Here is a 23,574-nt window from a genome sequence, read left to right as displayed (position 1 = left end):
TGCCATGAATAATAGGCACCTTCACGCATCCCCGCTCTCTCCTGTCACACATCTCCTCTTTATTTTGTCTACATTATAGCGGAGTTAGATTGACTATATATAAGGATTGGAAGTGGCGTTATGCAGGAGCTGTATGCCCAGTATAAGAACCTATTGTTTAAACTTGCCTACCAGTTAACCGGATCAGCCGCCGATGCCGAGGATGCGGTTCAGGACGTATTCCTGAAGGTGTATGATGTGCCGCCGGAGCGGCTGGCCGAACCGAAAGCCTATCTGTGTAAAATGGTCACGAACCGCTGCCGGGATCTGCACAAATCTGCGCGCAGACAGCGGGAGGAATATTTCGGCGAATGGCTGCCCGAGCCTCTTGCCGGTACAAACGGGGATTCCATGGACTCCGTAGTTCAGGATGATCTCTTATCCTATGCCATGCTTGTCCTGCTGGAGCGGCTGACCCCTGCCGAGCGGGCCGTATTTGTACTTCGTGAAGCGCTGGGCTTTGAATATCAGGAGATTGCCGGACTGGTTGACAAAAGCGAACCGAACTGCCGCAAGCTCTTCAGCCGGGCCAGTGCCAAGATGGGCCTTATCCCCGGGGAGCCTGTCCAGCCGGAGGCGGCTACAGAGGAATGGGTGCACGGGTTCCTGGCCGCCCTGAAGCAGGGCAACATGAACCAGATTCTGACGATGCTTGATCCGGCAGTCGAACTGATCTCCGACGGCGGAGGCAAAGTACGCGCTGCTGCCGAACCGGTAGTCACCCGCGAGCTTGTAGCCCGCTTCCTGCTGGGGCCCTTGCGCGGGGCAGCTACAATTAACGGCGAGGTGACTATTGAAACCGGCCTGATTAACGGACAGCCCGGCCTGATCCTCCGCTCGGACGAAGGTGTTCATACGATAGGCCTTCTGCATATCCGGGACAATCTGATCCGGAATTTATATATTGTCCGCAATCCGGACAAGCTGCAGTATGCCGGGAGTTAGGGCGGGTAACGGGTTTCCGGAAGTGTTGTTCATGTCACGGACTGTACGGTGCCTTCACAGCCACCCAGCCGTCAATCCTATGCGGTCTCTCATTACATCCCTCCGGTGTGGTAATCGGCTCTATGACCGGAACGCCATCCCGCATAGACGGGAGTTGTCAGGACCGCTCATACCAGTACCCCGGAATGTCCCGCTCCAGCCGCATTAGCGCCTCCAGATAATAATAATCGCCCCAGATCGTGTAATCATCCGGCGAATCTCCGGCCCTGACTGAATACGAGCCATGCTTCAGCAGGCCTTCCGCTTCCCCGCTGCCATGGGTGGAATAGTGCTCCGCCAGTGCTCTCACTGCTGCCTCCGCCGCTTCCCGGAAGAAGCGGTATTCCGGGTCTGCTTCGCCCAGCTGAGCGGCAATCTCCAGCAGTCCGCAGGCGGCAATCGCCGATGCCGAGCTGTCCCGCTTCGTGTCCGGTCCCACAGGAGCATCGAAATCCCAATACGCCACCCCATCCTCCGGCAGCTGTGACACGAAATAACGGCCCAGCTGCTTCGCCGTTTCCAGCATTTCCGCGCTCTGCAGATAACGGCTGATTAAGGCGAAGCCGTAGATGCCCCACGCCTGCCCGCGCGTCCAGGTCGAGCCGTCACCATAGCCCTGATGCGTTCCACCGCGGATCGCGTCTCCGGTAGCCGGGTCGAAGTAGAAGGTGTGATAGCTTGAGCCATCGCCGCGCACCAGGAAGCGGCGGGCTTTGCGGGCATGCAGCTCAGCCACCCGCCGGTAAGAGGCCACGCCTGTATGCTCATGCGCCCAGAGCAGCAGCGGCAGATTGAGCAGACAATCGATAATAATCCGGCCGCCATTAACGGAATCGCCCTCCGGCCCCCAGGCCTGAATTAAGCCGGCCGCTTCGCGCCAGCGCTTCATCAGCATATCCGCCGCCTCCAGCGTCAGCTGCGCCGCCCCGGTATCCTGCTCAATGATCCACTGGGCTTTGGAGGACAGGGAATAGAGGAAGCCTATATCATGATGATCAAAAATGATCCTATGGTCCATGCGGTGCCGGAAGCTACGGACGGTTCTTAGCGCCTGTTCGCGGTAGACCGGGTCCTCGCTGTATTCAGAGCACAGCCAGAGAATGCCGGACCAGAAGCCCGCCGTCCACTCCGTATTGTCATTCAGCGTGTAATGCTCACCATCGGTACTCACATGGGGAAACCGGTCCCCGAATCTCAGGATGTTCCGTTTGGTTACGCCAAGTGCGTCTTCAATCGCTTTTTGCCACATATCAGACATTGCTCCTCTTCATAGATTGCCCTGCTGGATCAGCCGGCTGTTCTGCTTATACTGGCCGGGAGTGATCCCTTCGTATTTCTTGAACACACGGATGAAGGAATTGCTGTTCAGGAAGCCGACCAGCTCGGATACCTCCTGCACGGTCAATTCATCCTGCTGCAGGATTTTCTTGGCTTCTTCTATCCGGTACTGGTTGATATAGTCTATAACATTGGTGCCGGTCTGCTCCTTGAAATACTTGGAGACATACGTAGGATGGAACCGGAACCGTTCGGATATATGGGTCAGCCCCAAATTAACATCAGCGTAATTCTCATGAATGAATTCCAGGAGCTGATCCTTCAGCTCGGTATTATGGGAACGCTTGCGTTCATGCACCATTTGGCAGACCGTCTCCAGAATCTGCAGCAGTCCGGCTTCAATCTCCTCAAAGGTCTCACAGGCAAACAGCTGGCGGACCAGTTCATTGCGCCCGGCCGGCTCCTTCAGGTCATCGGTCTTGAGCTGCTCCGTTGCCTTCAGCATGGTGCCGATCAGCTCGAACATCAGGCAGCGGGCCAGCTCTACAGACAAGGGCTCCCCGGCAAAGTTGGTCATCAGAATTTCGTTCATGACCTCAGTAGAGCGGGCATAATTACCTGTAGCGATATAATTGACAAGCTGACGCTCCAGATCAAGCGGATAATAGAGCTCTTCCTTGGGCTGCCGGATCCTGTACTGGTCAATAATCTGGCCGATGCCAAGAATCAGCCGGTACTCCAGCGCCTCCTCTGACTCCTGGAAGCAGGCCGAAATCTCAGCAATGGACTTGTGGACGCTGCTGACTCCGACCGAGAAATAGATGAGGAAGCGTGAATGGATGAAATGCTGCGCCTCCCCGGCGGCGTGGATCAGCTGCGGGACGGCCTCCCCTGCATCCCCCCGGATATTGACCAGGAAGGCGATCCGCCCGTCCATTTCAGCGGAATAGACGGGACCGGCCGAGCCCATCAGTTCCTCCAGCACATTGGACAGAATCAGGTGGACGAACTGGCGCTTCTTCTCCTTGTCCTCAGGTGCCCGGGTACGGAAAAGCCCTTCATAATTCTCGATGTGCACCAGCAATACGGCAAAGGAGTCGCTTTCAAAACAGATGCCAAGGCGGTCCAGCTCTGCAGCGAACCCAGCTCCCGGCTGCACCCGCCCTTTCAGCAGCCTTGCCAGGAAGCTGCTGCGCACCGTCATTTGCTGCTCCTTCAGCCTGCTGGCGAACTGATCCTGCTCTTCCCAGGCCCGGGTCAACACCGTTTGCAGAATACCGAATTCATCATCCGGCTGCTCCAGCTTCCCTTTGACTTTATCGGAAATAATACTCATAATCCGGCCAAGCGGGCGGTAATTACGCCGGGTGAACCACCAGGCAGCCACACTGCCCAGCAGCAGGACAGCTGCCACGCCGGTGAATGTGATGTTGCGGATCACCATCAGCTTCTTGGCATAAATGCGCGTGGGAACGATAGAGACATATTGCCAGTCCTGCACGTTAGAGGAGATCTGGGAGACCGTCACCGATTCCCCGTTCCAGTCTGCTGTTCCCGTCCGTCTTCCGCTATTCTTATTCTGCAGCAAATAGCTGTGTATCGTGTAAGGGGTTTCAACTGTCCCGGTAGAGAATAACGTACGCCCGTCCCGGTCGAGTATGAACACGATGCTCTCTTGTTCCAGACGCACATTGTTGATCGCCTGCTGAAACCGTTCCGGGTCCAGGGTAACCACAAAGGTGGCCGGACTGTTACCTGACAGCTGGATCGGAAAAGGCTGCAGGTAGACCAGCGTCTCCTCAATGCGGCGGTCCTCGCTGAAGACCTTCATTTTGCGGAATAGGCTCTCGTCCGAATCCTGCATCAGCCGGGTCCACTCCTGCTCGCTCACCCCGGTTCCCTCATAATAAATCTCATACAACAGGTTCTTGGAGACAAGCGATGAGGAGGACAGTGCCACATCTGCTGATTTCACGTAGATGTACAATTCACGAATCAATCCATTCCCGATCCGGATCGATTTGAGGTTCTTAATCAGCTCCAGTCCCATCAGCCGCCACCTGGCATCCTGTTCGGACGCGTGATTAATGAAGCTGCTCAGCTGGGAATCGGCCATCAGCTGGCTGCTGATGCTGCTGATATCTCCAATCTGGCTATCGATCGTCTCCTGTACCTGGGACAGCAGGACCCTGTTGGAGCGGCTGACCTCCTCCTCCAGCAGACTGCGGGACTCCGCAAATACGGCCGCACCGATGGTGACCGGAATGAGCAGGATGACCAGATAAGAGAGGCTCCAGGACAGCAGGATGCTTTTCTTCTTCATGGCTCTCCTCCTCTTGTTCATGATGATGGTGTAATCCGGATAGGGCCCCGGGTTATTCCTTGATCGCGCCAATCATGACGCCTTTCACAAAATACTTCTGTAAAAATGGATAGATAAAGAGAATCGGCAGCGTAGCCACCATTACCGTTGCGTATTTCACACTTTCTCCGATCGCTTCCTTATCCCCCATTGCCGCTGCGGTAGTCATTGAATCCGTGCTGTTCTGGATTAGAATTTCCCGCAATATCAGCTGAAGCGGGTACAGATTACGGTCGCGGATATACAGAATAGCGCTGAACCAGGAGTTCCAGTGGGACACTCCGTAGAATAGAATCATAACTGCAATTACCGGCATGGATAAGGGTACCACAATCCGCCAGAGAATTCGTACCTCTCCCGCACCATCAATTCTCGCTGATTCCAGCAGACTCTCGGAAATCTCCTGGAAGGCCGTACGCATAATGATCAGATTATAGCTGCTGACCAGTCCCGGTACAATCAGCGCCATCAGGTTGTTCCCCATGTGCAGCGTATTGTTAATCAGCAGATAGGTGGGAATAATCCCGCCGTTGAAGAACATGGTGAACACAATGGCCAGCATGATCGGATTGCGGAGCATGAAGCTTTTGCGGGACAGGGTATATGCACCCAGAATGGTGAACAGCAGATTGAGCGCCGTACCCAGCACCACGATCACAACCGTATTCCTGTAGCCGGAGAGAATGCTCGGATTGCTCAGCACCAGCTTGTAGCTGTCCAGATTGAACCCGTCCGGAAGAAGCAGCAGCCCGCTATGGGCCATCAGCCGGTTAGAGTCGCTTAACGATGCATTCAGCACATGCCACAGCGGATACAGGGTGATAATGATGAGAAGGAGCATGATCAGCGTATTGGCACTGTCAAACAGCCGTTCTCCTATGGTTCTTTTGATTTTCATGGGAATCCCTCACTTTGTCTTCCTGGTGAAGCGGCACTAGAACAGCTTGTTGTCAGATACCGCTTTGGACAGCCGGTTGGCGCCAATGAGCAGAATGAAGTTGACCACCGACTGAAACAGTCCGACGGCAGTAGTATAGCTGAACTCGGCACTCTCACTGATCCCTTTGCGGTAGACAAAGGTAGATATGACATCTGCCGTATCGTAGATATTCGGATTATAGAGCAGAATGACCTTCTCGAAGCCGATCTCCATCAGTCCGCCCACACGCAGAATCAGGAGAATAACAATCATCGGAATAATACCCGGCAGGGTGATATGCCATACCTGGCGCATCCGGCTGGCCCCGTCTACCTTAGAGGCGTCATAGAGTTCAGGATTAATACCGCTTAGCGCAGCCAGATAGATAATCGTCGAGAACCCCAGCTCCTGCCAGACCGAAGATGCAGTATAGATCGTACGGAAATTACCCGGATCACTCAGCAGTGCGCTGCTCTGCCCGCCAAAGAAAACAATTATGGAATTAAACAGCCCGTCGCGGGACGAGAAATCGACCACCATTCCGCAAATGACCACAATCGAGATAAAGTGGGGAATATAAGAGACGGTCTGCACCGTGCGCTTGAACATTTCATGCCTGAGCTCATTGAGCAGCAGCGCAAGCAGGATCGGAGCCGGGAATCCGAACAGCAGCTGATAGAAGCTTAAGACCAGCGTGTTTTTGAGAATCCGCCAGAAATAATAACTCTGGAAAAAATCGCGGAAATGCTGCAGCCCTACCCAATCACTGCCCCAAATTCCTTTGCCGACGGTAAATTCCTTAAAAGCGATCACCGCACCATACATCGGCAAATACTTAAATACCAGAAAATACAATACAACCGGGAGTGCCATCCAGTAGATCGCTTTGTTCTTTTTATAATTCATCCATACCAGAGATAACTTCTGCGGCATAGTCTCCCTCCTTTCCTCTTCTTCATTGCAGGTCCGCGGGGGTAAAATTCTCATTCACCGCCCCGCGGACAGCTCCTCTGTCTTATCTGGCGTTATAGCGGTCTAAGGCTGCCTGCTGAATTTTAATCGCCCGCTTCACATTGAACTTGTCAATCTGGGCGGTGAACTTGCCGAAGTTCTCTATCGGTTCCGCACCGATGACGAATTTGATGAACATCTCATCACGGTAAGTAGTAATATCGCTCATGATTTTGCTGTACTCCGTGGACTCCTCTGTAGTCAGGCTGACCGGGGGAAGACCGACCTTGAGTGTGTTATCGCTGTATTTGGAAAAGAGCGCAACCGCGTCCTTCTGCTGCTGATACTGGTAATACTGCTCGTTGTACCGGTCATCATCCTCACCGACAAACGGATAATTGGCAATGAAATGCTTCGCCATCGCCTGAACCACCGACAACCCGTCCGGATTCTTCAGAATCTCATCCGTGTATGTCGGATATCCGTCCTTCATCGTGTACGTTACACCCTCTACGCCGAAGTTCTTCAGCATATGGCCTTCTTCACTGAAGAAGTAGTCCAGCGCCTTCACGGTTTCCTCCGGGTTCTTGTTGCTCTTGGTAATCGTCGCGCCGGCACCGCTCCACTCCCAGGACCGGCCGGTGAACATCGGCTCATCCCCCTTGTTCACTACAGGGTACTGCACAGCGGTAAGGTTGGCCTCCGGCTCCTTCTCCTGCAGTGCAGGCAGATAACGTCCAATGCCGCCGCCAATGAAGGCAAAGAAGGCGCCGGCCTGACCGCCCAGAATCTTGGCATCATAGGTTTTCTGATCATTCGTGGCGAAGTCAGGATCAATCAGGCCCTCCTGATACCAGCGGTGGAACGTGGTCAGGAATTCTTTGAATTCCGGCTCTGTCGGCCCGTAGGCTACCTTACCGTCCTTCAGGAAGATCGTATTCGTGATCCCGTAGGCTTCGAGGAAGGTTGGGGCCGCCGGGCCCATCGTAGTCAGCTTAGGCGGTGCACCGAACAGGAGCGGAGCGGTGACCCCTTTCTTTTCCTTGAACGCCTTCAATACCGTCTCCCATTCAGCGAGCGTCTCCGGCTGCTGGAGATTCAATTCGTCCAGCCAGTCCTGGCGGATGAATGTGCCTCCGAACGTCTTATATTTGCCCAGCCGCAGATGGGGAATCGCGTAGATGTCTCCGTTATCCGCTTTCAATTGTTTCGCGACCTCGGGATTCTCGTCCAGAATCTTCTTCAGGTTGGGCGCGTACTGGTCAATCAGGTCGTTCAGCTTAATGATCGTGCCGTCCGTGTACAGCTTGGAATAATCCCCGTAGACGAACATCACATCCGGCAACTCATTCGAAGCCAGCATGACATTGAACTGCTCCGTCTCCGCACCGACGGCGGGATGCTGGAATTCCGTCTTAATGTTGGTCTTCTTCTCCCACTCCTGAATCGCCGTAATCTCACTCATGTTCTTCAGCGTAATTGACACATTCGTATTCAGTGACGCCCAGATCGAAATTGGGGTAGGCTCATCCGCTGCCGCTCCTCCGGCATTCCCGTTCCCGTTCCCGCCCGAGCAGCCTGCCAGTCCGCCTATAGCCAGCAGCAAGCTGGTGCCGAGCATCATCCGTTGTCTCCAAGATCTCTTCATCCCTTCACATCTCCCCCATGTGTTCTTAATAGAAAGGCCATCGCCGGAGGCACCTGTCCTGCAGTCTTGCCGTTTTGCGGTCCTGCCGAAGCTGCCTCCTGCTCCTCCAACTTAACGCCGTACGCCAGCCTTGACTATCTCCCATTCTTGCTGCGATATCGATATATTGATTAACGCCTGTCCATCACAGGAATTGCATACGGATGCTAAGAAATCGGGATTGATTTCGCCTGATATTCCAATCCGGGTTATTGCGAGTGGTGATTACGCTTTCATATTATATCAAACTGCAGCGTTGTCGCGGCATTGCACATACTCTCTCCCTGCACCGGAGTGGCAAATGTACTCGGTTTTTCATGTACATTTGGTTCGTCTAGCCTATCGTTGGCACATTGTACTCGGTTTTTCGCATACATCAGGCTCGTCTACCCTATCATTGGCACATTTTACTCGGTTTTTCGCATACATTCGGCCCGTCTACCCTATCGTTGGCACAATGTACTCGGTTTTTCGTGTACATTCGGCTCATCCCCGTACCGCCCACTTTCAGCGGAATTAGAGGGTTTCAGCGGGTACCAATAATTTCCTATATAAAGAAAAAAGACACCGGTTAAGTGTCTTAAAGTCTTTGACATCAATCTATGCAATTCGCCCAGCCTGCAAGCCATCCGTCAGGAACTCGCCAACACCGCCAGCACCGTTTCCAGCACCACATTCACGCCCATCTCGCACTCATCATAAGAAGTGAGCTCTTCCTCGCAGTGGCTTTTCCCCTTCACACTGGGTACAAAAATCATCGCCGACGGCAGGAATCCGGCCACGAACTGGGCATCATGCCCTGCTCCGCTGGCCATCTTCCGGCTGCTATAGCCCAGTTTCCGGGTAGCTTGCTCAACCAGGGCACAGACCTCCGTATCGAACCATACGGTATCGCGTCCCCACAGCTTCGTCTTCGACACACTACACTCCAGCAGTTCCTCAGGCAGACCGTTAATAATCGCCTCTACTTCACGGACAATATCCATATCCTTATGTCGGGCTTCCACGGTGAAGATCACCTTGTTCGGAATAACGGTATGAATATTAGGCAGCACGTTCATTCTCCCCATGGTATAGACCAGCTCGGAGTCCAGTACAGCCAGCTTCCGCCGCAGCTCCGTAATTATATCTGTAGCGGCAAAAAGCGCATCCCTACGCATATCCATCGGCGTGGTGCCCGCATGGTCCGATTCGCCTGTCACTTCAATCTCATAACAGGCCATCCCGACAACACAGTCGACCAGGCCGATCTTGAGATTCTCTCTCTCCAGCACAGGTCCCTGCTCGATATGCAGCTCCAGATAAGCCGTCGCTTCCTTGATCCGGTTCTCCGCATCGCCCGCATAGCCGCTGGCCTGCAGCGCTTCACCGAAGGTCGTACCCTCCGGGTCCTTCTTCTTCAGCATCTCCGCCTTGTCGAACTTGCCCGCCAAGACACCCGAAGCCATCATCGACGGCTCGAAGCGGGCACCTTCCTCGTTGGTGAAATTCATCACTGTTATTGGCAAGCGCGGCTTAATGCCATGGTCAACCAGGGTTCTTACCACTTCCAGACCGGCGATTACCCCGAGCACCCCATCGAATCTGCCGCCTTTCTTGACGGTATCCAGATGCGATCCGATCACTATGGGCGGACCTTCTTCACTGCCCGCAAGCGTAGCGTACATATTTCCCATATCATCGACTTTCACGGCCATTCCCAGCTCTTCTGCGCAGGAAGTGAAATAGCCTCGCACCCGCACATCCTGCTCCGACAGCGATAACCGGGTGACCCCGTTGTTGTCCGTCCGCCCGAAATCGGCGAATGACTCGATCGTATTCTTCAATCTCTCACCGTTCACGAATATCTGCTGCAGCTGCATGGCCCTATTCCTCCGTTTCGAACGCTCTTGGAATTATTGCTTTCTATATATGTTATACCATTCCGTATTATTTTCATTTTACAGACTGTAATAATATTTTTTGGTTTTGTTCACGTTATGTTATAACGCGATTAGGGAAGTCTGATAGAATATGAGCTGGTAGGAAGCATAATTTGAGAGGAGCTAAGCATATGAATACCCTTTTGCGCAGCGGCACAGCCGAAGCTGTGATCAGTTCACTCGGAGCCGAGCTGATCAGCTTCAGAAGAACAGATACGGAGACTGAATATATGTGGAGCGGGGATGCCGCCTATTGGACAGGCCGTTCACCAGTGCTGTTCCCGATTATCGGCGCAGCCATCCAAGGCGAGATCAAAGCGGACGGGCAAGCTTATAAGATTGCCAATCACGGCTTCGCCAGACGCAGTGAATTCACGCTGCAGGAGGCAAGCGATACCCAGGCGATCTTCCGGCTCTCGCATAGTGAGAGCACGTTGGCGGTCTACCCGTACAAATTCAACCTATTCCTCACCTATATCCTGAGCGGAAGCACCCTTGAGATCAGCTACCGTGTGGAGAATTCAGATGAACAGGAAATTTTCTTCCAGCTCGGCACCCACCCTGCATTCAATTGCCCGATTGCCGGAGAGGGCAGCTTCGCGGATTATTATCTTGAATTTGAGCAAAAGGAAACGTTAGACCGCCTGTTCCTGAATTCCACCGGCCAGTTGATTAACGGCCAGACCGATCCGCTCTTGCAAGAAGAGAACATTCTGCCGCTAAACCATGAGATGTTTGAGCATGACGCACTCGTCTTCAAGAATGTAAGCTCGCAGTCTGTAGCGCTGAAGAGCAAGCTGTCTGCCAAAAGCGTAAGCGTAGCTTACCATAACTTCCCTGATCTCGGGATCTGGCAGCCGAAGAACGCACCGTTCCTGTGCATTGAGCCCTGGCATGGTGTAGCAGACAGTGAAGACTTCACCGGGGACATCCGTGATAAAGCGGGAGCCATCTCCCTGCCGCCGGGCGGCCAGTCTACAAGCTCGCTTACGATTACGTTCAACTAACCGGTTGTTGCTCCACCGATTCCTGAAGAACAAGAAGGCCGCAGCCACCTAACGGTGGATGCGGCTTTTTGTGTCAAATTATAATCCATATCCTACGCTTGCGGCGGCAGGCCGTCCAATAAGTAAACTAAAGTAGTATATACAACCTTTTACTGCCAATAGTAAGCTTAAGGTAGTTAATTCACTACACATAGAATGGGAGAAATGGATAAGGGAGTGGAGTATATGCAAGGATTGTCAGTGGCTATCTGCACGAGGAACCGGGTACAGGACCTGACACGGTGCATTCATTCTATAACTAAACAAGACATAGGCAGGACATACCCCATTGAGGTCATACTTATAGATGACGGCGAAATACCAGCCCGTGTACTTACTGAATTTGAAGCTTTACTTACCGGATGCGGTTATCCTTTGACTTATTTCAGCAAGACGGACCGGGGATTATGGCTGTCCCGGATCAAGGCAGTGGAACTGTCCACCATGGACAAAATTCTCTTCCTGGATGATGACGTCGAAATCCCCGCTCACTACCTGTCTACCTTGATTCAAACCTACGATGATTATCCTAACTGCGCAGGAGTCGGCGGTATCGCCATTGGGATGCGGAACAGCTTCCTCGGAACCATCCGCTGCCTGCTGTCCTTCCAGCAATCCCTGTCGAGCGGCAAGCTCTCCTTAAGCGGTCAAGCCGGGTCCATGTACAACTGGCATAAAGCCCGGAAGATCTTCAAGACTGAATTCCAGCATGGCTGCAACATGTCCTTCAAAAAAGCGGCAATTCAGGACCTGAAGCCCGTTCCCTGGCTTACCAGCTACAGCGTCGGTGAAGATATTCTCATGTCCCGCATCGCCCGGAGCTCCGGCCCTTTGTATATCAATCCTGAGCTCAAGCTGCTGCATCATGAATCTCCGGCCTCCCGGGACAATCTCGAAGATGTCGCCTATACCCGGGTGCTGAATCATGTGCATTTGCTCAAGGATAAACGGTCGGGCCCCATCGGCTATCTCGCCCTGATGTGGACGACGCTCTACCTCATTCTCCGCGAGCAGCCCAAGAAGAATGTCGCCGCTATCAAGGGCTATAAGAAGGGGCTGAAGGAGATCTTCAACAGCCAGACCGCCGGGTAATCCGTCAAAACTCAGGAAGGGAGTGGAGTTATGAGTGTAAGCATTGTAGTTCCCATGTACAATTTAGAGCGTTATGTGGCTCCATTGCTGGATTCACTCCTGGACCAGAGCGAGAAGCGGTTCGAAGTGATTATGGTCGACGACGGCTCTACGGACCGTACGTACGAGGTGGCCGAAGCGATTCTGGCGCGGCATCCCATCCTGAGAGCCAAGCTGATCCGCACGGCCAATGCCGGAGTGAGCGCCGCCAGAAACACCGGGCTTGCAGCAGCCAGCGGCGACTATGTGCTGTTCCTGGACGGGGATGATTATATTGCCAGCGGACTGGTGCAGAGCATTGAAGCACATACCTGGAGCGCTGCTCCGGATATTCTCTGCTGGGGTTACAGTCTGGTCCGCGAAGACAAGTCCACGATTGTAAACTTCACTTCAGCGGCAAGCGACACTACGGGGAGCGAAGCGCTGAAGAATATTTTTGTGCATAAAAGCCTCAGAATCTGGACCGGCAGCATCGCCTTCAAACGGACCTTTCTGCTGGAGAACGGCATCCGCTACACCGAGCGCTGCGTGAACGGGGAAGATCAGGAATTCATCTACAAAGCGCTATCGCGGGCCTCGCGGGCCATATCCATTCCGGATGTGCTGTCCTTCTATCTGCAGAGAACATCCTCCATCTCCAATACGTATAACGTGAACAAATTCGACATGGTCGATGCTTTCAAGCGGGTAGCTGATTATTTCAGAGCCCATCCCTTTGACGGGACATCTGAGATATCCGAATTACTGCTGAACCGGGAGCTGACCGAGAACTACTTTTACAACCTGAAGACCTGTCTGAACGGCACTGCGGGAATGGATGTCAGGCGCCTGCTTCAGGATATGGACACCCGTTATCCCGGACTTCCCCAGGAGATGCGGCCGATCATACGAGAGTACCAGGGGGACGACCGCCAGCTCGCGCTGCAGATCAGAGCCTTCTTAATCTCCCCGTCCTTGTACGGAGCGCTGATTGTTATCGACAGAAACTGGGTCCAATTCAAACAGAAGCTCAAAACCGTGATGGGCAGAAAGGAAATCAAAGTATGAAGAAGACGATGATGATCAACGCATATACAGAGTTCAATTTGGGCGATGATTTGTTCATTAAAGTGTTATGTGAGCGATACCCCGGTACCCGGTTTATGCTGATTGCCCCGCAGCAATATAAGCTCGTCTTCAAAGACCTCCGTAATCTCAAGGTGTATGCCTCGGACTCCGTGCTGCTGCGGGGGATCAACTATATTTTCCGCAAATTAAAGCTTCATCCGAACTTCGTGCAGAAGCTGCTGACGGATCAGGGCGACGGAACCGTGCATATCGGCGGGTCTATTTTTATGCAAGGTGAACAGTGGGAAGAATATGTGGCTGGTGCTGAAGCCCTTCGCAATAAAAGCAAGCCCTACTACCTGATGGGTGCGAACTTCGGCCCGTACAAGGATGAGGCCTACTACCAGCAATATAGGGAAATCTTCCAGAATTATGCCGATGTCTCTTTCCGGGAGCAATATTCCTATGACCTGTTTAAGGATCTGGACAATGTGCGGCTTGCGCCGGATATTATTTTTCAGCTGAAATACAGCGGCGGTAGAGCTCCGGCTGTGGAGGGTAAGACCCTTGCCATTTCCGTGATCAAGCCCTCGTCCAAAGCTTTAGACGGTTTTGACAACCTCTATTATGAAAAAATGAAAGATGTTGCAATCTATTTCATTCAGCAGGGGTATGACGTGCATTTCATGTCCTTCTGTCAGCATGAAGGGGACCAGGAAGCGATCAGTCTGATCCTGAATCTGATTCCTGCGGAGCTTCAGGCCCACACCCACGCCCATCTCTACAAAACAGATATGGATGAGATTCTCGCCGTGCTGTCCGGTGCAAGCTGCATTGTCGCCTCCAGATTCCATGCGATGATCCTCGGCTGGGTGTTCGGCAAACCGGTGTTTCCCGTGGCTTACAGCAACAAGATGATCAACGTGATGCAGGATGCTTATTTCGGGGGGGCGTATACGGACTTTGCCCATCTGGCTGAGCTGACGCCCGAGCAGGTCTATGAGAGTATGGCTGGGGGTACGCTCGATGTAACGCTGCAGGCGAACCAGGCGGAGAAGCATTTCGAGCAATTGGATGCTTATCTGACACCCGAACCGCTGCTGGAAGGGAGAAGAAGCTATGAAAGCTAAACGGAGTATGCTGAACCTGGGCTTCGGGCTTACCAGCCAGGTGATTACCATTATCCTTGGCTTCTTCATCCCCCGCCTGATCATGGTTAACTACGGCTCGGAAGCGAACGGACTGATTGCCTCGATTGTGCAGATTATCAGTTATTTCGCCCTGCTTGAGGCAGGGGTTGGCGCGGCATCGCTGCAGGCACTCTATAAGCCGGTGGCCGGCAACGACCGGAGCCACATCAACTCCATTCTGGCCGCTACCTCCAGCTACTACAAAAAAACCGGGATCTACTATTTCATCTCAGTCGTGCTGCTGGCGGTTATCTATCCGCTGGTCATTCATTCAGAGATCAGCAGTATCAGCGTAGTGGCCATTATCCTGTTCTCCGGCCTCGGCGGAGCGATCAATTATTACTTTCAGGGCAAGTTCAGGGTCCTCCTGATTGCCGAGGGTAAAAGCTATATTGAGACCTCTATCGTCACTGTAGCGAACATTCTGAACAACGTGGTTCGTATCATCCTGCTGCTGCAGGGCGTGAACATCATCGCCGTCCAGGCCTCGTTCTTCGTGCTGACTCTGCTGCAGATTGTCGCGTTCTATATCTATGCGAAGCGGCATTACAAATGGATGGATCTCAGTATGACGCCTGATTTTGCCGCCATTGGACAAAAGAATTCCGTCATGGTGCATGAGATCTCCTATCTCATCTTCCGTAACACGGATGTGCTGATCCTGACGATCTTCACCAACCTGAAGATTGTCAGTATCTACGTGATGTACAATATGATCTTCACCATCGTCGACAACATCGTCCAGACCGTCAACGGCAGCGTCAAATCGGCGCTGGGGCAGAGCTATCATGAGGGCAAAGAGGCTTTTGTCAAATTCTATGATGCGTATGAGGTCTATTTCATGGGCCTGATCTTCTCCATTCTGACCGTGGTCTATATTCTGATTCTGCCGTTTATGCGGCTGTACACCGCCGGGGTCAACGATGTGAATTATATTAACTTCTGGCTGCCGATTCTGTTCGTGGTGATCAAGCTGCTGACCAATGCCCGTACATCGTCGAACAACCTGATCACCATTGCCGGCCATTTCCGCAACACACAGTTCCGTTCGATTCTGGAGTCGGCGATCAACCTCGGAGCTTCGATTGTGTTCGTAATCTTCTTCGGAATCTACGGTGTGCTAATGGGAACTATTGTTGCTCTTCTCTACCGTTCGATCGATATTGTGGTCTACGCCAGCAGAGTGCTGCTGGAGCGCAGCCCGTGGATCACCTTCCGCAGATGGCTTACGAACGTCGCAGTCTTCGCGGCAATCGTGTTCATTACGACCAAGCTGGATCTGAGCATCACCTCCTACACCGGCGTAATCCTCTGGGGTGCGCTGCTGGGTGTGATTATTCTGCCGATCTATTTCCTGGTCGGCTCTCTGATGGAACGCGAGGTCTTCCTCTATACCTGGAGCTACGCCAAGAAATTCAGAACGAAGCTCAAGCTTAAACGGAAAGTTGCGGCGGGGCAGACGCTGTAATGCTGGAAGTGGGGTAGCGCAGATTCCCATTCCAGCCGCATACAAGCTGCCGGAACACCTCCCCCCAGTTTTTCAAGTGGATTAACGTAGCTTAATTTACCGTTGTTCACTCTGTACGTGAATAGTTGGAAAAAAGACATTTACTTGCTGCCCTCCAGCCCGCTTCCCGCGAAATGTGCATTTTTAAGTGGAGTTTTTCCAACTAATTTTAGAATGATCTTCACAATCGGGAACATAAATGGAGAAAATCTAACTGCTATTTAAATTAAGCTGGTGATTTTCACCAAACTTAGCCCATGCTTCCGAAGCGAGTTTTATTACGAAGTAAACCAGGATGCATTGCTCCATAAAACTAAGCCTATGCTTCCGATGTTGTTTTGTTCGTAGGATATTCAATGGAGTATAGCTCACAAAATTTAGCCCATGCTTCCGAAGCGAGTTTTATTGCGAAGTGAGCCTGGAAGTATTGCTCCATAAAACTTTTAGGAGGACTGATTATGGATCACCGCGGGGACTTACATGAAGCAGGACTGCATCTGCTGCATCAGCTGAGTGACGATATTCATCATCCGCCCGCCGGGGGTCTGACCCGTGAGGAGCTTATCCGCCAGGCCAGGAATATCAGCAGCAGCGAGAGTGATGCCGGAATCAAAGAACATCTGGAGACGCTCATCGGTGTCCTGGATGCCTTTCTGGCAGGCCGGGCTTCGGATGACGCGCTCCAGTATTATGTCAGCACTCAATTCAATATTCAAATCGATGAGATAATCGGGTTCATGCAGGGGCTTGCCGCACTCAGCAGCAGCGGGCCTGATACGCAGGAGTCTACACTCAACCTTGGCGCCGATCCCGCAAGCCATCCGAAGGTTAGCGTAATTATCACTACTTATAATAGAAAAGATTTCCTGCAGCAGGCAGTGAACAGCATTCTGCGGCAGGATTATCCGCATACCGAAATTATCGTCATTGACGATTGCTCCAGCGACGGTACGCAGGAGATGATGAATGCCACCTTCGGAGCAGAGCCGCGCGTCATCTTCATGCAGAATGAGACCAACAGCGGCCCCGGCAACAACCGCCGCAGAGCGCTGGCCGCACATGGCGACGGGGAATTCATCCTGTTCCTGGACGATGATGACTATCTCATTGACCGCAGCTATTTCACCAAAGCCGTGAAGGTTCACCGGCTGCATCCGGAGCTGTCTTTTGTCGCCGCAAACGTATTCCTGGAGTATTCCCAGTCGCAGAAACTCACCATCTCCAGTCTGGGGCTGAGTCCCGTCACGGACAAACACGACTATTTCATGAACTTCGAGCGGAAGAACTATCCCAAGCCGGCATCAACCTTAACCGCCATATTCAAGCGCGAGGCACTGATGAGCATGGATATTCTGAATATGAGTATGGTCAACGATGCTTCCATATACCTGCGTGCGCTGCTGATCGGCGATGCCGGGTTTATTGATACGCTGGCGGGCGTGTACCGGATTCACGGCAACAATATCACCTTCAATCTCAGCCAGTCGTTCCTGATCGAGAATCTGGAGGAGAAGCGCAACATCCGCAATATGGCCATCGAGCGCTTCGGCTACAGCAAGGCGGAAATGAATGAGTGGTTCAACCATAACGTCTATGATACGATCTCTTACTACCTGATGAACTCCGCCAAAAGCCACAGCGACTTCAAGTTCATGTACAGCTGGGCGAGCAACCACTCTCCTCAGGCCTACAATCAACTGAAGCGCCAGTTCCGCACCAAGCTGATGAAAAAACAGCTGCTCCGCGTTTCCTTCGTACGGGCGCTGATGAACCGGTAACGGGACAGACCGGCTAGATGGAAGGTATAACTCTCCACATAAAAAGCAGCTTCCTTATTAGGGGAAGCTGCTTTTTCTTCTTGCCCGCCTTAGATTTCCTGCAGCAGCTTATCCAGCAGCCGGAGGGCTTCTTCCAGCGCAGGCTTGGACACTCCGCTGTAAAGATCCCCGATGTTCAGCTCATACGAGCATGAAGCTTCTCCTGTTTCTTTCAACCGCGGTGTCAGCCCGATTCCCGATTCCTTGTACACCTGAATCAATACCGGAGCAAGCTGCTCCCTGGATAACGCGAAATGTACATGGAACATGTTCGAGACCGGCACCTCCGGCAGCGTAGACACCTTATGGCAGCTGTTGAATAAGGCAGCCAGCTCCTTGGCCTGCTCATAATACCCGGCCATCCGGCCGATCCGCTGCCCGTAATAATATTTAGCGGTCAGGATATACGGATAGAGACTGATCAGGTCACCGCCATGGCGCCGTTTCCAGATCTTCGACTCCTCCGTGAATTCCCGGCTTCCGGCCAGGATCGCTCCGGCAATTCCGCCGATGCCTTTGTAGAAGGATATATATACACTGTCGAACAACCCGCAGACCTCGGCAGCTGTCTTGCCGTAGTATGGCAGCACTTCGAACAGCCGTGCCCCGTCCAGATGAAGAATGATTCCCTGCTCCCGGCAATAGGCCGAAATAGCTTCCAGCTCGGCATACTCCGGCAGCTGCCCGCCGATTTCCCGCTGGGGAAGCTCAAGCAGCAGACAAGCAATACCCGCCCCCATATTCTTCACATCATCCAGTGTGATCAGGCGGTCTTTATCTGCCAGCAGCAGCGGCTCCAGATGATGCAGCTCCTTCAGCCCGTCCTGCTCATGAATCTCCAGGTGGCATAGCGGGTGATAGGCCACTCTTCTGCTGCCTTTGCGGTCACTCCAGATCCGCAGGGCGATCTGCTGGGCCATCGTGCCGCTGGGGAAGAATACACTGCTTTCCTTGCCGAGCACCCCGGCCATCTCCGCCTGGAAATCCTCTATTACTGCGCCTGACCCATACAAGTCGGCAGCGAGATGATCCTCCACTCCTGCCAGTGCTTCTTTCAGCACGGATATCCCCCTTTTTCCATGGCCTGCCAGTTGCACTTCTGTCCCGTTAAAAGCTTCCAGTAAAGCATTCTGCTCATTCATTCCGCTAATCCGCTCCCTTTAAATATGCTCGATCTGTACGAATACTTGAAATTATATCATTTTTCGCTAAAATACCCGATTTATTTGAAAGTTCACATGATATTCCCCTGATCCAAGGTGAAATAAGTTGACCGCTGTGCTACAATATTGGAATTGCAAAGGCAATCGCTTAGGGAGGTTTATAAAAACACCATGCTTATTATTGGTATCGCCGGCGGGACCGGTTCCGGCAAAACGACGGTAGCGCGCTCCGTTATTGACCGTCTTGGATCTGACAAAGTGACGTTCATATCTCAGGATAACTACTATAAAGACCATTCTTACCTCAGCATGGCTGAACGCGGTGCGATCAATTACGATCACCCGCTGGCCTTTGATACGGAACTGCTGATAGAGCATTTAGATTGTCTGAAAGCCGGACAAGCCGCATTTGCCCCAGTGTATGATTTCACCGTGCATGCCCGCTCTACCGAGAAGACCGTTCGGCTTGCTCCGAACAATATCGTCATTCTTGAAGGGCTTCATGTCCTCTCCGACGAGAAGCTGCGCGAGCAGCTGAACATTAAGGTATTCGTGGATACCGACCCCGATGTACGTATCCTTCGCCGGGTACTGCGCGATATCGAGGAACGCGGCCGGACGATCCGTTCGATCCACACCCAATACCTGACCACGGTTAAGCCGATGCATGAAGCTTTTATCGAGCCGTCCAAGAAATATGCTGACCTGATTATTCCGGAAGGCGGACAGAATGAAGTAGGGATTCAGCTGCTGTCCGTATTGACCGAGAAATATCTGTCCGGCGATCATCAGTGGACTTAAGCAGAGCAGCCGCCTGCCCATACCTTAGTTGAATGAGAGCCGCCCGGCCATGCCGGGCGGCTTTTTGCTGTAGCCGGGCGGCCGGCGCACTTACTTTCCCGGAATCACCATCGATTCTTCCATGTGAAGAATACATCACATCACTTCCGGCAGACTTATGAAATATAGAGCTAACAGTCTCGGTTTTAATCTTCAAACCCTTATATGTGTAACTTTATCTAACACAATATCCATGATCGCAATGAAATTTTCTGCATTTTCAGCAACAAATCTCTTTAACTTGTTATATTTATTGACTGGTAGCGCTTTATTAAAGAAATAACTGTTGATTATTCCCGTTCCATCCACTATGATTAGTGCAAGAGGGCGACCTTAAAGTTAAAGCGGTTAAACTTATTAATTTTTTATTTCTATTAAAAAGGCAATTTTCGACTTTTATTTATCCTTAAAGTTAAAGCGCTTATACTTTTAAGAAAGAAAGGCTGGTGTGTTCGTGATTAAGAGTGAGAGCCGGCGGCAGACGTTCTACATGTATCTGTTCATTTCCCCATGGCTGGTTGGCTTCCTTATCTTCGCCCTCTATCCTATCTTGTCGTCGCTGTACTACAGCTTCACCGATTATGACATTATTCATCCGCCGAAGTTCATCGGTCTCGCCAACTACACGGAGATGTTCCATAACGAGCTGTTCTGGCGGTCCGTAAAAGTCACGCTAAGATATACCTTCATCAGCGTGCCGGTGCAATTACTGCTCGGTCTCGGGTTCGCCCTGCTGCTGCATCAGACCATTCCGTGGCGCGGTTTCTTCCGGACAGCGATGTATTTCCCGAGCATGGTCTCCGGCGTTGCGATGTCGCTCCTCTGGTACTGGATCTTCAACCCGCAGATCGGCCTATTCAACTATATGCTCTCCTGGTTCGGCATCCACGGCCCGGCCTGGCTGATGAATCCCGATACGGCGCTGTACGCCCTGATTATCATGTCCTTCTGGACAGCGGGCTCCGGCATGATCCTTTTCCTCGCCGGTTTGCAGGGGGTCCCGGCCAGCCTGATTGAAGCCGCTAACCTGGACGGGGCAGGACGCTTCCGCATTTTCATGAATATTACACTGCCGATGATCTCACCAGTCCTGCTGTTCCAGCTGATTATGGGTCTGATCGACTCTTTCCAGGTGTTCACGCAAGCCTTCGTCATGACCCAAGGGGGACCTAACTACTCCACCTGGTTCTACGTCTACAATCTGTATACCAGTGCCTTCAAGGAATACCGTGCTGGCTACTCTTCAGCCCTTGCCTGGATACTGCTGATTGTCGTCATGCTGTTCACGGCCGTCATTATGAAGCTGTCTAATCGCTATGTCCACTATGAAGGAGGCAGCCGCCGATGAGTACCGTTAAGGCCGCGAGCCCGCTTAGCCCGCCTTCCCGGCTGCGCCGGAGAGCTGATCCTGTTAAAATCGCCAGCTTCATCACACTGATAATCACTACATTCCTCATGCTGCTGCCGCTGTTCTTCATGGTCTCCACCTCGCTGAAGTCGAAACGGGAAATGCTGAAGTTTCCGCCGACCTTTCTGCCGGAGAGCTGGGCCTGGAGCAATTATACCGATATTTTTGAGACTCTCCAGTTCGGCACACTGTACAAGAACAGCCTGATTATCGCCGGCCTCTCCGTCTTCGGTACCCTGCTCTCTTCGGCGCTGGTCGCTTACGGGTTCGCCAGATACCGGGGGCGCGGCAACAACTTCTGGTTCATCCTGCTGCTGAGCACGATGATGCTGCCTTATCCGGCGATTATGATTCCGCAGTTCGTGCTGTTCTCCAAAATGCAGTGGATCGATACCTTCCTGCCGCTGATCGTGCCCGCCTTCTTCGGCTCGGCGTATAACATCTTCCTACTGCGGCAGTTCTTCTCTACACTGCCCGAGGAATTGTTCGACGCCGGACGGATTGACGGCTGCGGCGAGCTGCGGATGTGGCGGACCATCGCGCTTCCGCTGTCTGCACCGGCGCTGGCGACCGTTGCGATCTTTGCTTTTATCTACAGCTGGAATGATCTGCTGACCCCTGTGCTCTACTTAAGCTCGTCGGACAAATTCACGCTTCCGGTCGGCATGGCCTCGCTCACCTCATCACGTTTCCGCATTCCGCCGTGGCATCTGCTGATGGTCGCCTCGGTCCTGGCTATGGTTCCGATCGTCACTCTGTTCGCTATCGCCCAGAAGCAGTTTGTGGAGGGCATTGTGCTGACAGGCATTAAGTAATCCGGGTCCACAATACTTGAAATCATGGAGGGATTGGACAATGAACAAGATCATGAAGAGCAAGAGGCCGGCCGTCCTGCTTACAACAGTTCTGACAGCAATGGTAGCAATATCGGGCTGCGGCGGCGGCAAATCAGCAGGGAATGTCGCAGCAGGGGACAGCGGAGCAGGGAATTCCGGCGGGTCCGGTGAACAGGTGACAATATCCCACTATACGATTGACTCGGAGGACCGCACATTCATTGAGAAGCTGATTCCTGACTTCGAGAAAGAGCATCCGAATATCAAGGTTAAGGTGGAGAAAGCACCTTACGAGCAGTTTGACAGCAAGCTGCAGACGCTGATTGCCGGCGGCAATTCCCCGGATGTTACGAGCCACTACGGATACGGCGGCTTCGCCGAGTATTATAACAAAGACATGCTGCTCGACCTGACCGACCTCATTAAGGAAGACGGGTTCAAGGCCGAGGACTATAACATCCCGGAGAATCTGATGAAGATCTACACGGTGAACGGCCATACCTACGGCATACCGGTCAATATGTACGTCACCCTGATGCTCTACAACAAGGATATGTTCGATGCGGCAGGTGTCTCCTATCCGCCAAGCGATTATGAGGATAAGAGTTGGACTTTTGAGCGGATGGTTGAGGATGCCAAGAAGATGACGATCGTCTCTGACGATATCGCCAAAACGCAATACGGCGTAGACTTCACCTGGGCGGAACGGGATATGCGGCCGCTGTACTTCGGGGCAGAGCCTTACTCCGAGGATACCTGGACCAACGGCGGTGTTCCTTCCGAGACACACTTCGACTCCCCTGAGGTCATTGCCGCTTACCAGAAGCTGTTCGACCTTGTCTTCAAGGATAAGGTGTCCCCCACTTCCGAGTGGAGTAAAAGCGTAGCCGGACAGAACGGCGATCCGTTCGTTGCAGGCAAGATCGGCATGTCGATCGGCGGTTCCTGGAACCTCGCAGGGGCTAACGATTTTCCGTTCAAAATCGGCGTAGCCGCAGTGCCGTGGGGCGGCAATGAGCAGGTGCGCAGCACACTGTTCGTCGATCCGCTGCTGATTCTGAAGGATTCGAAGCATCCGAAGGAAGCTTTTGAATGGATCAAATACCTGATGACCACCGAGGTCCAGGAGAAGTCCATTGAGCTGAGCGGCGGCAATCCGCCGGTCAACACCGAAGCCGCTGAAGTCTATTACAAGCATTTCGACGGGATTGATCCGGAGGATGTGAAGAAGGTCTACGAGGGCGCAGTCAAATATGGTTATGAATCCTACAACCATCTGATTACCAACTACTCGCAGATCAACGACATGTTCATTAATGAGCTGCAGCCTGTCGAGACCGGACACAAGACGCTGGAAGAGGTGATGCCGGTGATTCAGAAGAAAGTAACGGAGATTATCAAAAGATAAGGCGGCTTCAGCCGCTGCGGCAATTATACGTTTAGCGGA

Annotated in this window: 18 protein-coding genes; 11 read left to right on the top strand and 7 right to left on the bottom strand. The window is 52.6% G+C overall.

Going from position 1 to position 23,574, the window contains the following annotated elements; all coding sequences use genetic code 11:
- Positions 1-120 precede the first annotated feature (120 nt).
- Positions 121-984, top strand: a complete 864-nt coding sequence (sigJ, locus tag NSU01_RS01250; RefSeq protein WP_076243466.1) for an RNA polymerase sigma factor SigJ — start codon at positions 121-123, stop codon at positions 982-984.
- A 157-nt stretch (positions 985-1,141) separates the two neighbouring features.
- Here sigJ and NSU01_RS01245 read toward each other — a convergent pair whose 3' ends face one another.
- The 6 genes from NSU01_RS01245 to NSU01_RS01220 all read right to left on the bottom strand — a co-directional run bounded on the left by NSU01_RS01245 (position 1,142) and on the right by NSU01_RS01220 (position 10,082).
- Positions 1,142-2,272: a glycoside hydrolase family 88 protein gene (locus NSU01_RS01245; RefSeq protein ID WP_076243465.1), complete on the bottom strand. Its 1,131-nt coding sequence runs from the start codon at positions 2,270-2,272 to the stop codon at positions 1,142-1,144.
- Between the two features lie 18 nt (positions 2,273-2,290).
- The gene (locus NSU01_RS01240) at positions 2,291-4,624 is read right to left on the bottom strand and encodes a helix-turn-helix domain-containing protein (protein WP_076243464.1); all 2,334 of its coding nucleotides are present in this window, start codon (positions 4,622-4,624) and stop codon (positions 2,291-2,293) included.
- 52 nt (positions 4,625-4,676) lie between these two features.
- Positions 4,677-5,561 carry a carbohydrate ABC transporter permease gene (locus NSU01_RS01235; RefSeq protein ID WP_042132829.1) on the bottom strand — a complete coding sequence of 295 codons (885 nt, stop codon included), beginning with the start codon at positions 5,559-5,561 and terminating at the stop codon, positions 4,677-4,679.
- Positions 5,562-5,597: 36 nt separating this feature from the next.
- Complete coding sequence (locus NSU01_RS01230; RefSeq protein WP_076243463.1) at positions 5,598-6,515, bottom strand: ABC transporter permease subunit; 918 nt, start codon at positions 6,513-6,515, stop codon at positions 5,598-5,600.
- 82 nt (positions 6,516-6,597) lie between these two features.
- Positions 6,598-8,181: an extracellular solute-binding protein gene (locus NSU01_RS01225; protein WP_076243462.1), complete on the bottom strand. Its 1,584-nt coding sequence runs from the start codon at positions 8,179-8,181 to the stop codon at positions 6,598-6,600.
- Positions 8,182-8,852: 671 nt separating this feature from the next.
- Complete coding sequence (locus NSU01_RS01220) at positions 8,853-10,082, bottom strand: Zn-dependent hydrolase (protein ID WP_076243461.1); 1,230 nt, start codon at positions 10,080-10,082, stop codon at positions 8,853-8,855.
- A gap of 191 nt (positions 10,083-10,273) precedes the next feature.
- On the opposite strand from NSU01_RS01220, the gene NSU01_RS01215 reads away from it, so the two are divergent.
- The 6 genes from NSU01_RS01215 to NSU01_RS01190 all read left to right on the top strand — a co-directional run bounded on the left by NSU01_RS01215 (position 10,274) and on the right by NSU01_RS01190 (position 17,841).
- Positions 10,274-11,149, top strand: coding sequence for an aldose 1-epimerase family protein (locus tag NSU01_RS01215; protein ID WP_076243460.1), 876 nt, complete (start codon positions 10,274-10,276; stop codon positions 11,147-11,149).
- Positions 11,150-11,344: 195 nt separating this feature from the next.
- Complete coding sequence (locus tag NSU01_RS01210) at positions 11,345-12,280, top strand: glycosyltransferase family 2 protein (protein ID WP_305954195.1); 936 nt, start codon at positions 11,345-11,347, stop codon at positions 12,278-12,280.
- A 30-nt stretch (positions 12,281-12,310) separates the two neighbouring features.
- Positions 12,311-13,366 carry a glycosyltransferase family A protein gene (locus NSU01_RS01205; RefSeq protein WP_076243459.1) on the top strand — a complete coding sequence of 352 codons (1,056 nt, stop codon included), beginning with the start codon at positions 12,311-12,313 and terminating at the stop codon, positions 13,364-13,366.
- On the top strand, positions 13,363-14,496 hold the full coding sequence (locus NSU01_RS01200) for a polysaccharide pyruvyl transferase family protein (protein ID WP_076243458.1): 1,134 nt from the start codon (positions 13,363-13,365) through the stop codon (positions 14,494-14,496). The genes NSU01_RS01205 and NSU01_RS01200 overlap by 4 nt, the downstream gene beginning before the upstream one ends.
- Positions 14,486-16,024, top strand: a complete 1,539-nt coding sequence (locus NSU01_RS01195) for a sugar isomerase (protein ID WP_076243457.1) — start codon at positions 14,486-14,488, stop codon at positions 16,022-16,024. Before NSU01_RS01200 ends, NSU01_RS01195 begins: the two co-directional genes overlap by 11 nt.
- A gap of 497 nt (positions 16,025-16,521) precedes the next feature.
- Positions 16,522-17,841, top strand: coding sequence for a glycosyltransferase family A protein (locus NSU01_RS01190; protein ID WP_076243456.1), 1,320 nt, complete (start codon positions 16,522-16,524; stop codon positions 17,839-17,841).
- Positions 17,842-17,930: 89 nt separating this feature from the next.
- On the opposite strand, the gene NSU01_RS01185 is transcribed toward NSU01_RS01190, so the two are convergent.
- On the bottom strand, positions 17,931-19,022 hold the full coding sequence (locus NSU01_RS01185) for a beta-eliminating lyase-related protein (RefSeq protein ID WP_076243455.1): 1,092 nt from the start codon (positions 19,020-19,022) through the stop codon (positions 17,931-17,933).
- A 192-nt stretch (positions 19,023-19,214) separates the two neighbouring features.
- Here NSU01_RS01185 and udk point away from each other — a divergent pair, with 192 nt between their 5' ends.
- The 4 genes from udk (at position 19,215) to NSU01_RS01165 (ending at position 23,535) form a co-directional block, all read left to right on the top strand.
- A complete protein-coding gene (gene udk, locus NSU01_RS01180) occupies positions 19,215-19,844 on the top strand; it encodes a uridine kinase (RefSeq protein WP_039296931.1) in 630 nt (209 codons plus the stop codon).
- Between the two features lie 493 nt (positions 19,845-20,337).
- A complete protein-coding gene (locus NSU01_RS01175; protein ID WP_231575263.1) occupies positions 20,338-21,231 on the top strand; it encodes a sugar ABC transporter permease in 894 nt (297 codons plus the stop codon).
- Positions 21,228-22,106 (top strand): carbohydrate ABC transporter permease, encoded by an 879-nt coding sequence (locus tag NSU01_RS01170; protein ID WP_052421623.1) that lies wholly within the window; start codon positions 21,228-21,230, stop codon positions 22,104-22,106. The genes NSU01_RS01175 and NSU01_RS01170 overlap by 4 nt, the downstream gene beginning before the upstream one ends.
- Positions 22,107-22,146: 40 nt before the next feature.
- Positions 22,147-23,535 carry a sugar ABC transporter substrate-binding protein gene (locus NSU01_RS01165; RefSeq protein WP_083705460.1) on the top strand — a complete coding sequence of 463 codons (1,389 nt, stop codon included), beginning with the start codon at positions 22,147-22,149 and terminating at the stop codon, positions 23,533-23,535.
- The last annotated feature ends 39 nt before the right edge of the window (positions 23,536-23,574 follow it).

This window comes from Paenibacillus sp. FSL H8-0259 (assembly GCF_037963255.1).
In the GTDB taxonomy this organism is placed as follows: domain Bacteria; phylum Bacillota; class Bacilli; order Paenibacillales; family Paenibacillaceae; genus Paenibacillus_AQ; species Paenibacillus_AQ phytohabitans.
The sequence above is the reverse complement of the archived record's forward strand: the minus strand, read 5'-3'. Positions and strand labels throughout refer to the sequence as shown.

Coding starts and splice junctions, on each gene's coding strand:
- sigJ (WP_076243466.1), top strand. CDS start 121: ATGCAGGAGCTGTATGCCCAGTATAAGAACCTATTGTTTAAACTTGCC.
- NSU01_RS01245 (WP_076243465.1), bottom strand. CDS start 2,272: ATGTGGCAAAAAGCGATTGAAGACGCACTTGGCGTAACCAAACGGAAC.
- NSU01_RS01240 (WP_076243464.1), bottom strand. CDS start 4,624: ATGAAGAAGAAAAGCATCCTGCTGTCCTGGAGCCTCTCTTATCTGGTC.
- NSU01_RS01235 (WP_042132829.1), bottom strand. CDS start 5,561: ATGAAAATCAAAAGAACCATAGGAGAACGGCTGTTTGACAGTGCCAAT.
- NSU01_RS01230 (WP_076243463.1), bottom strand. CDS start 6,515: ATGCCGCAGAAGTTATCTCTGGTATGGATGAATTATAAAAAGAACAAA.
- NSU01_RS01225 (WP_076243462.1), bottom strand. CDS start 8,181: ATGAAGAGATCTTGGAGACAACGGATGATGCTCGGCACCAGCTTGCTG.
- NSU01_RS01220 (WP_076243461.1), bottom strand. CDS start 10,082: ATGCAGCTGCAGCAGATATTCGTGAACGGTGAGAGATTGAAGAATACG.
- NSU01_RS01215 (WP_076243460.1), top strand. CDS start 10,274: ATGAATACCCTTTTGCGCAGCGGCACAGCCGAAGCTGTGATCAGTTCA.
- NSU01_RS01210 (WP_305954195.1), top strand. CDS start 11,345: ATGGGAGAAATGGATAAGGGAGTGGAGTATATGCAAGGATTGTCAGTG.
- NSU01_RS01205 (WP_076243459.1), top strand. CDS start 12,311: ATGAGTGTAAGCATTGTAGTTCCCATGTACAATTTAGAGCGTTATGTG.
- NSU01_RS01200 (WP_076243458.1), top strand. CDS start 13,363: ATGAAGAAGACGATGATGATCAACGCATATACAGAGTTCAATTTGGGC.
- NSU01_RS01195 (WP_076243457.1), top strand. CDS start 14,486: ATGAAAGCTAAACGGAGTATGCTGAACCTGGGCTTCGGGCTTACCAGC.
- NSU01_RS01190 (WP_076243456.1), top strand. CDS start 16,522: ATGGATCACCGCGGGGACTTACATGAAGCAGGACTGCATCTGCTGCAT.
- NSU01_RS01185 (WP_076243455.1), bottom strand. CDS start 19,022: ATGAATGAGCAGAATGCTTTACTGGAAGCTTTTAACGGGACAGAAGTG.
- udk (WP_039296931.1), top strand. CDS start 19,215: ATGCTTATTATTGGTATCGCCGGCGGGACCGGTTCCGGCAAAACGACG.
- NSU01_RS01170 (WP_052421623.1), top strand. CDS start 21,228: ATGAGTACCGTTAAGGCCGCGAGCCCGCTTAGCCCGCCTTCCCGGCTG.
- NSU01_RS01165 (WP_083705460.1), top strand. CDS start 22,147: ATGAACAAGATCATGAAGAGCAAGAGGCCGGCCGTCCTGCTTACAACA.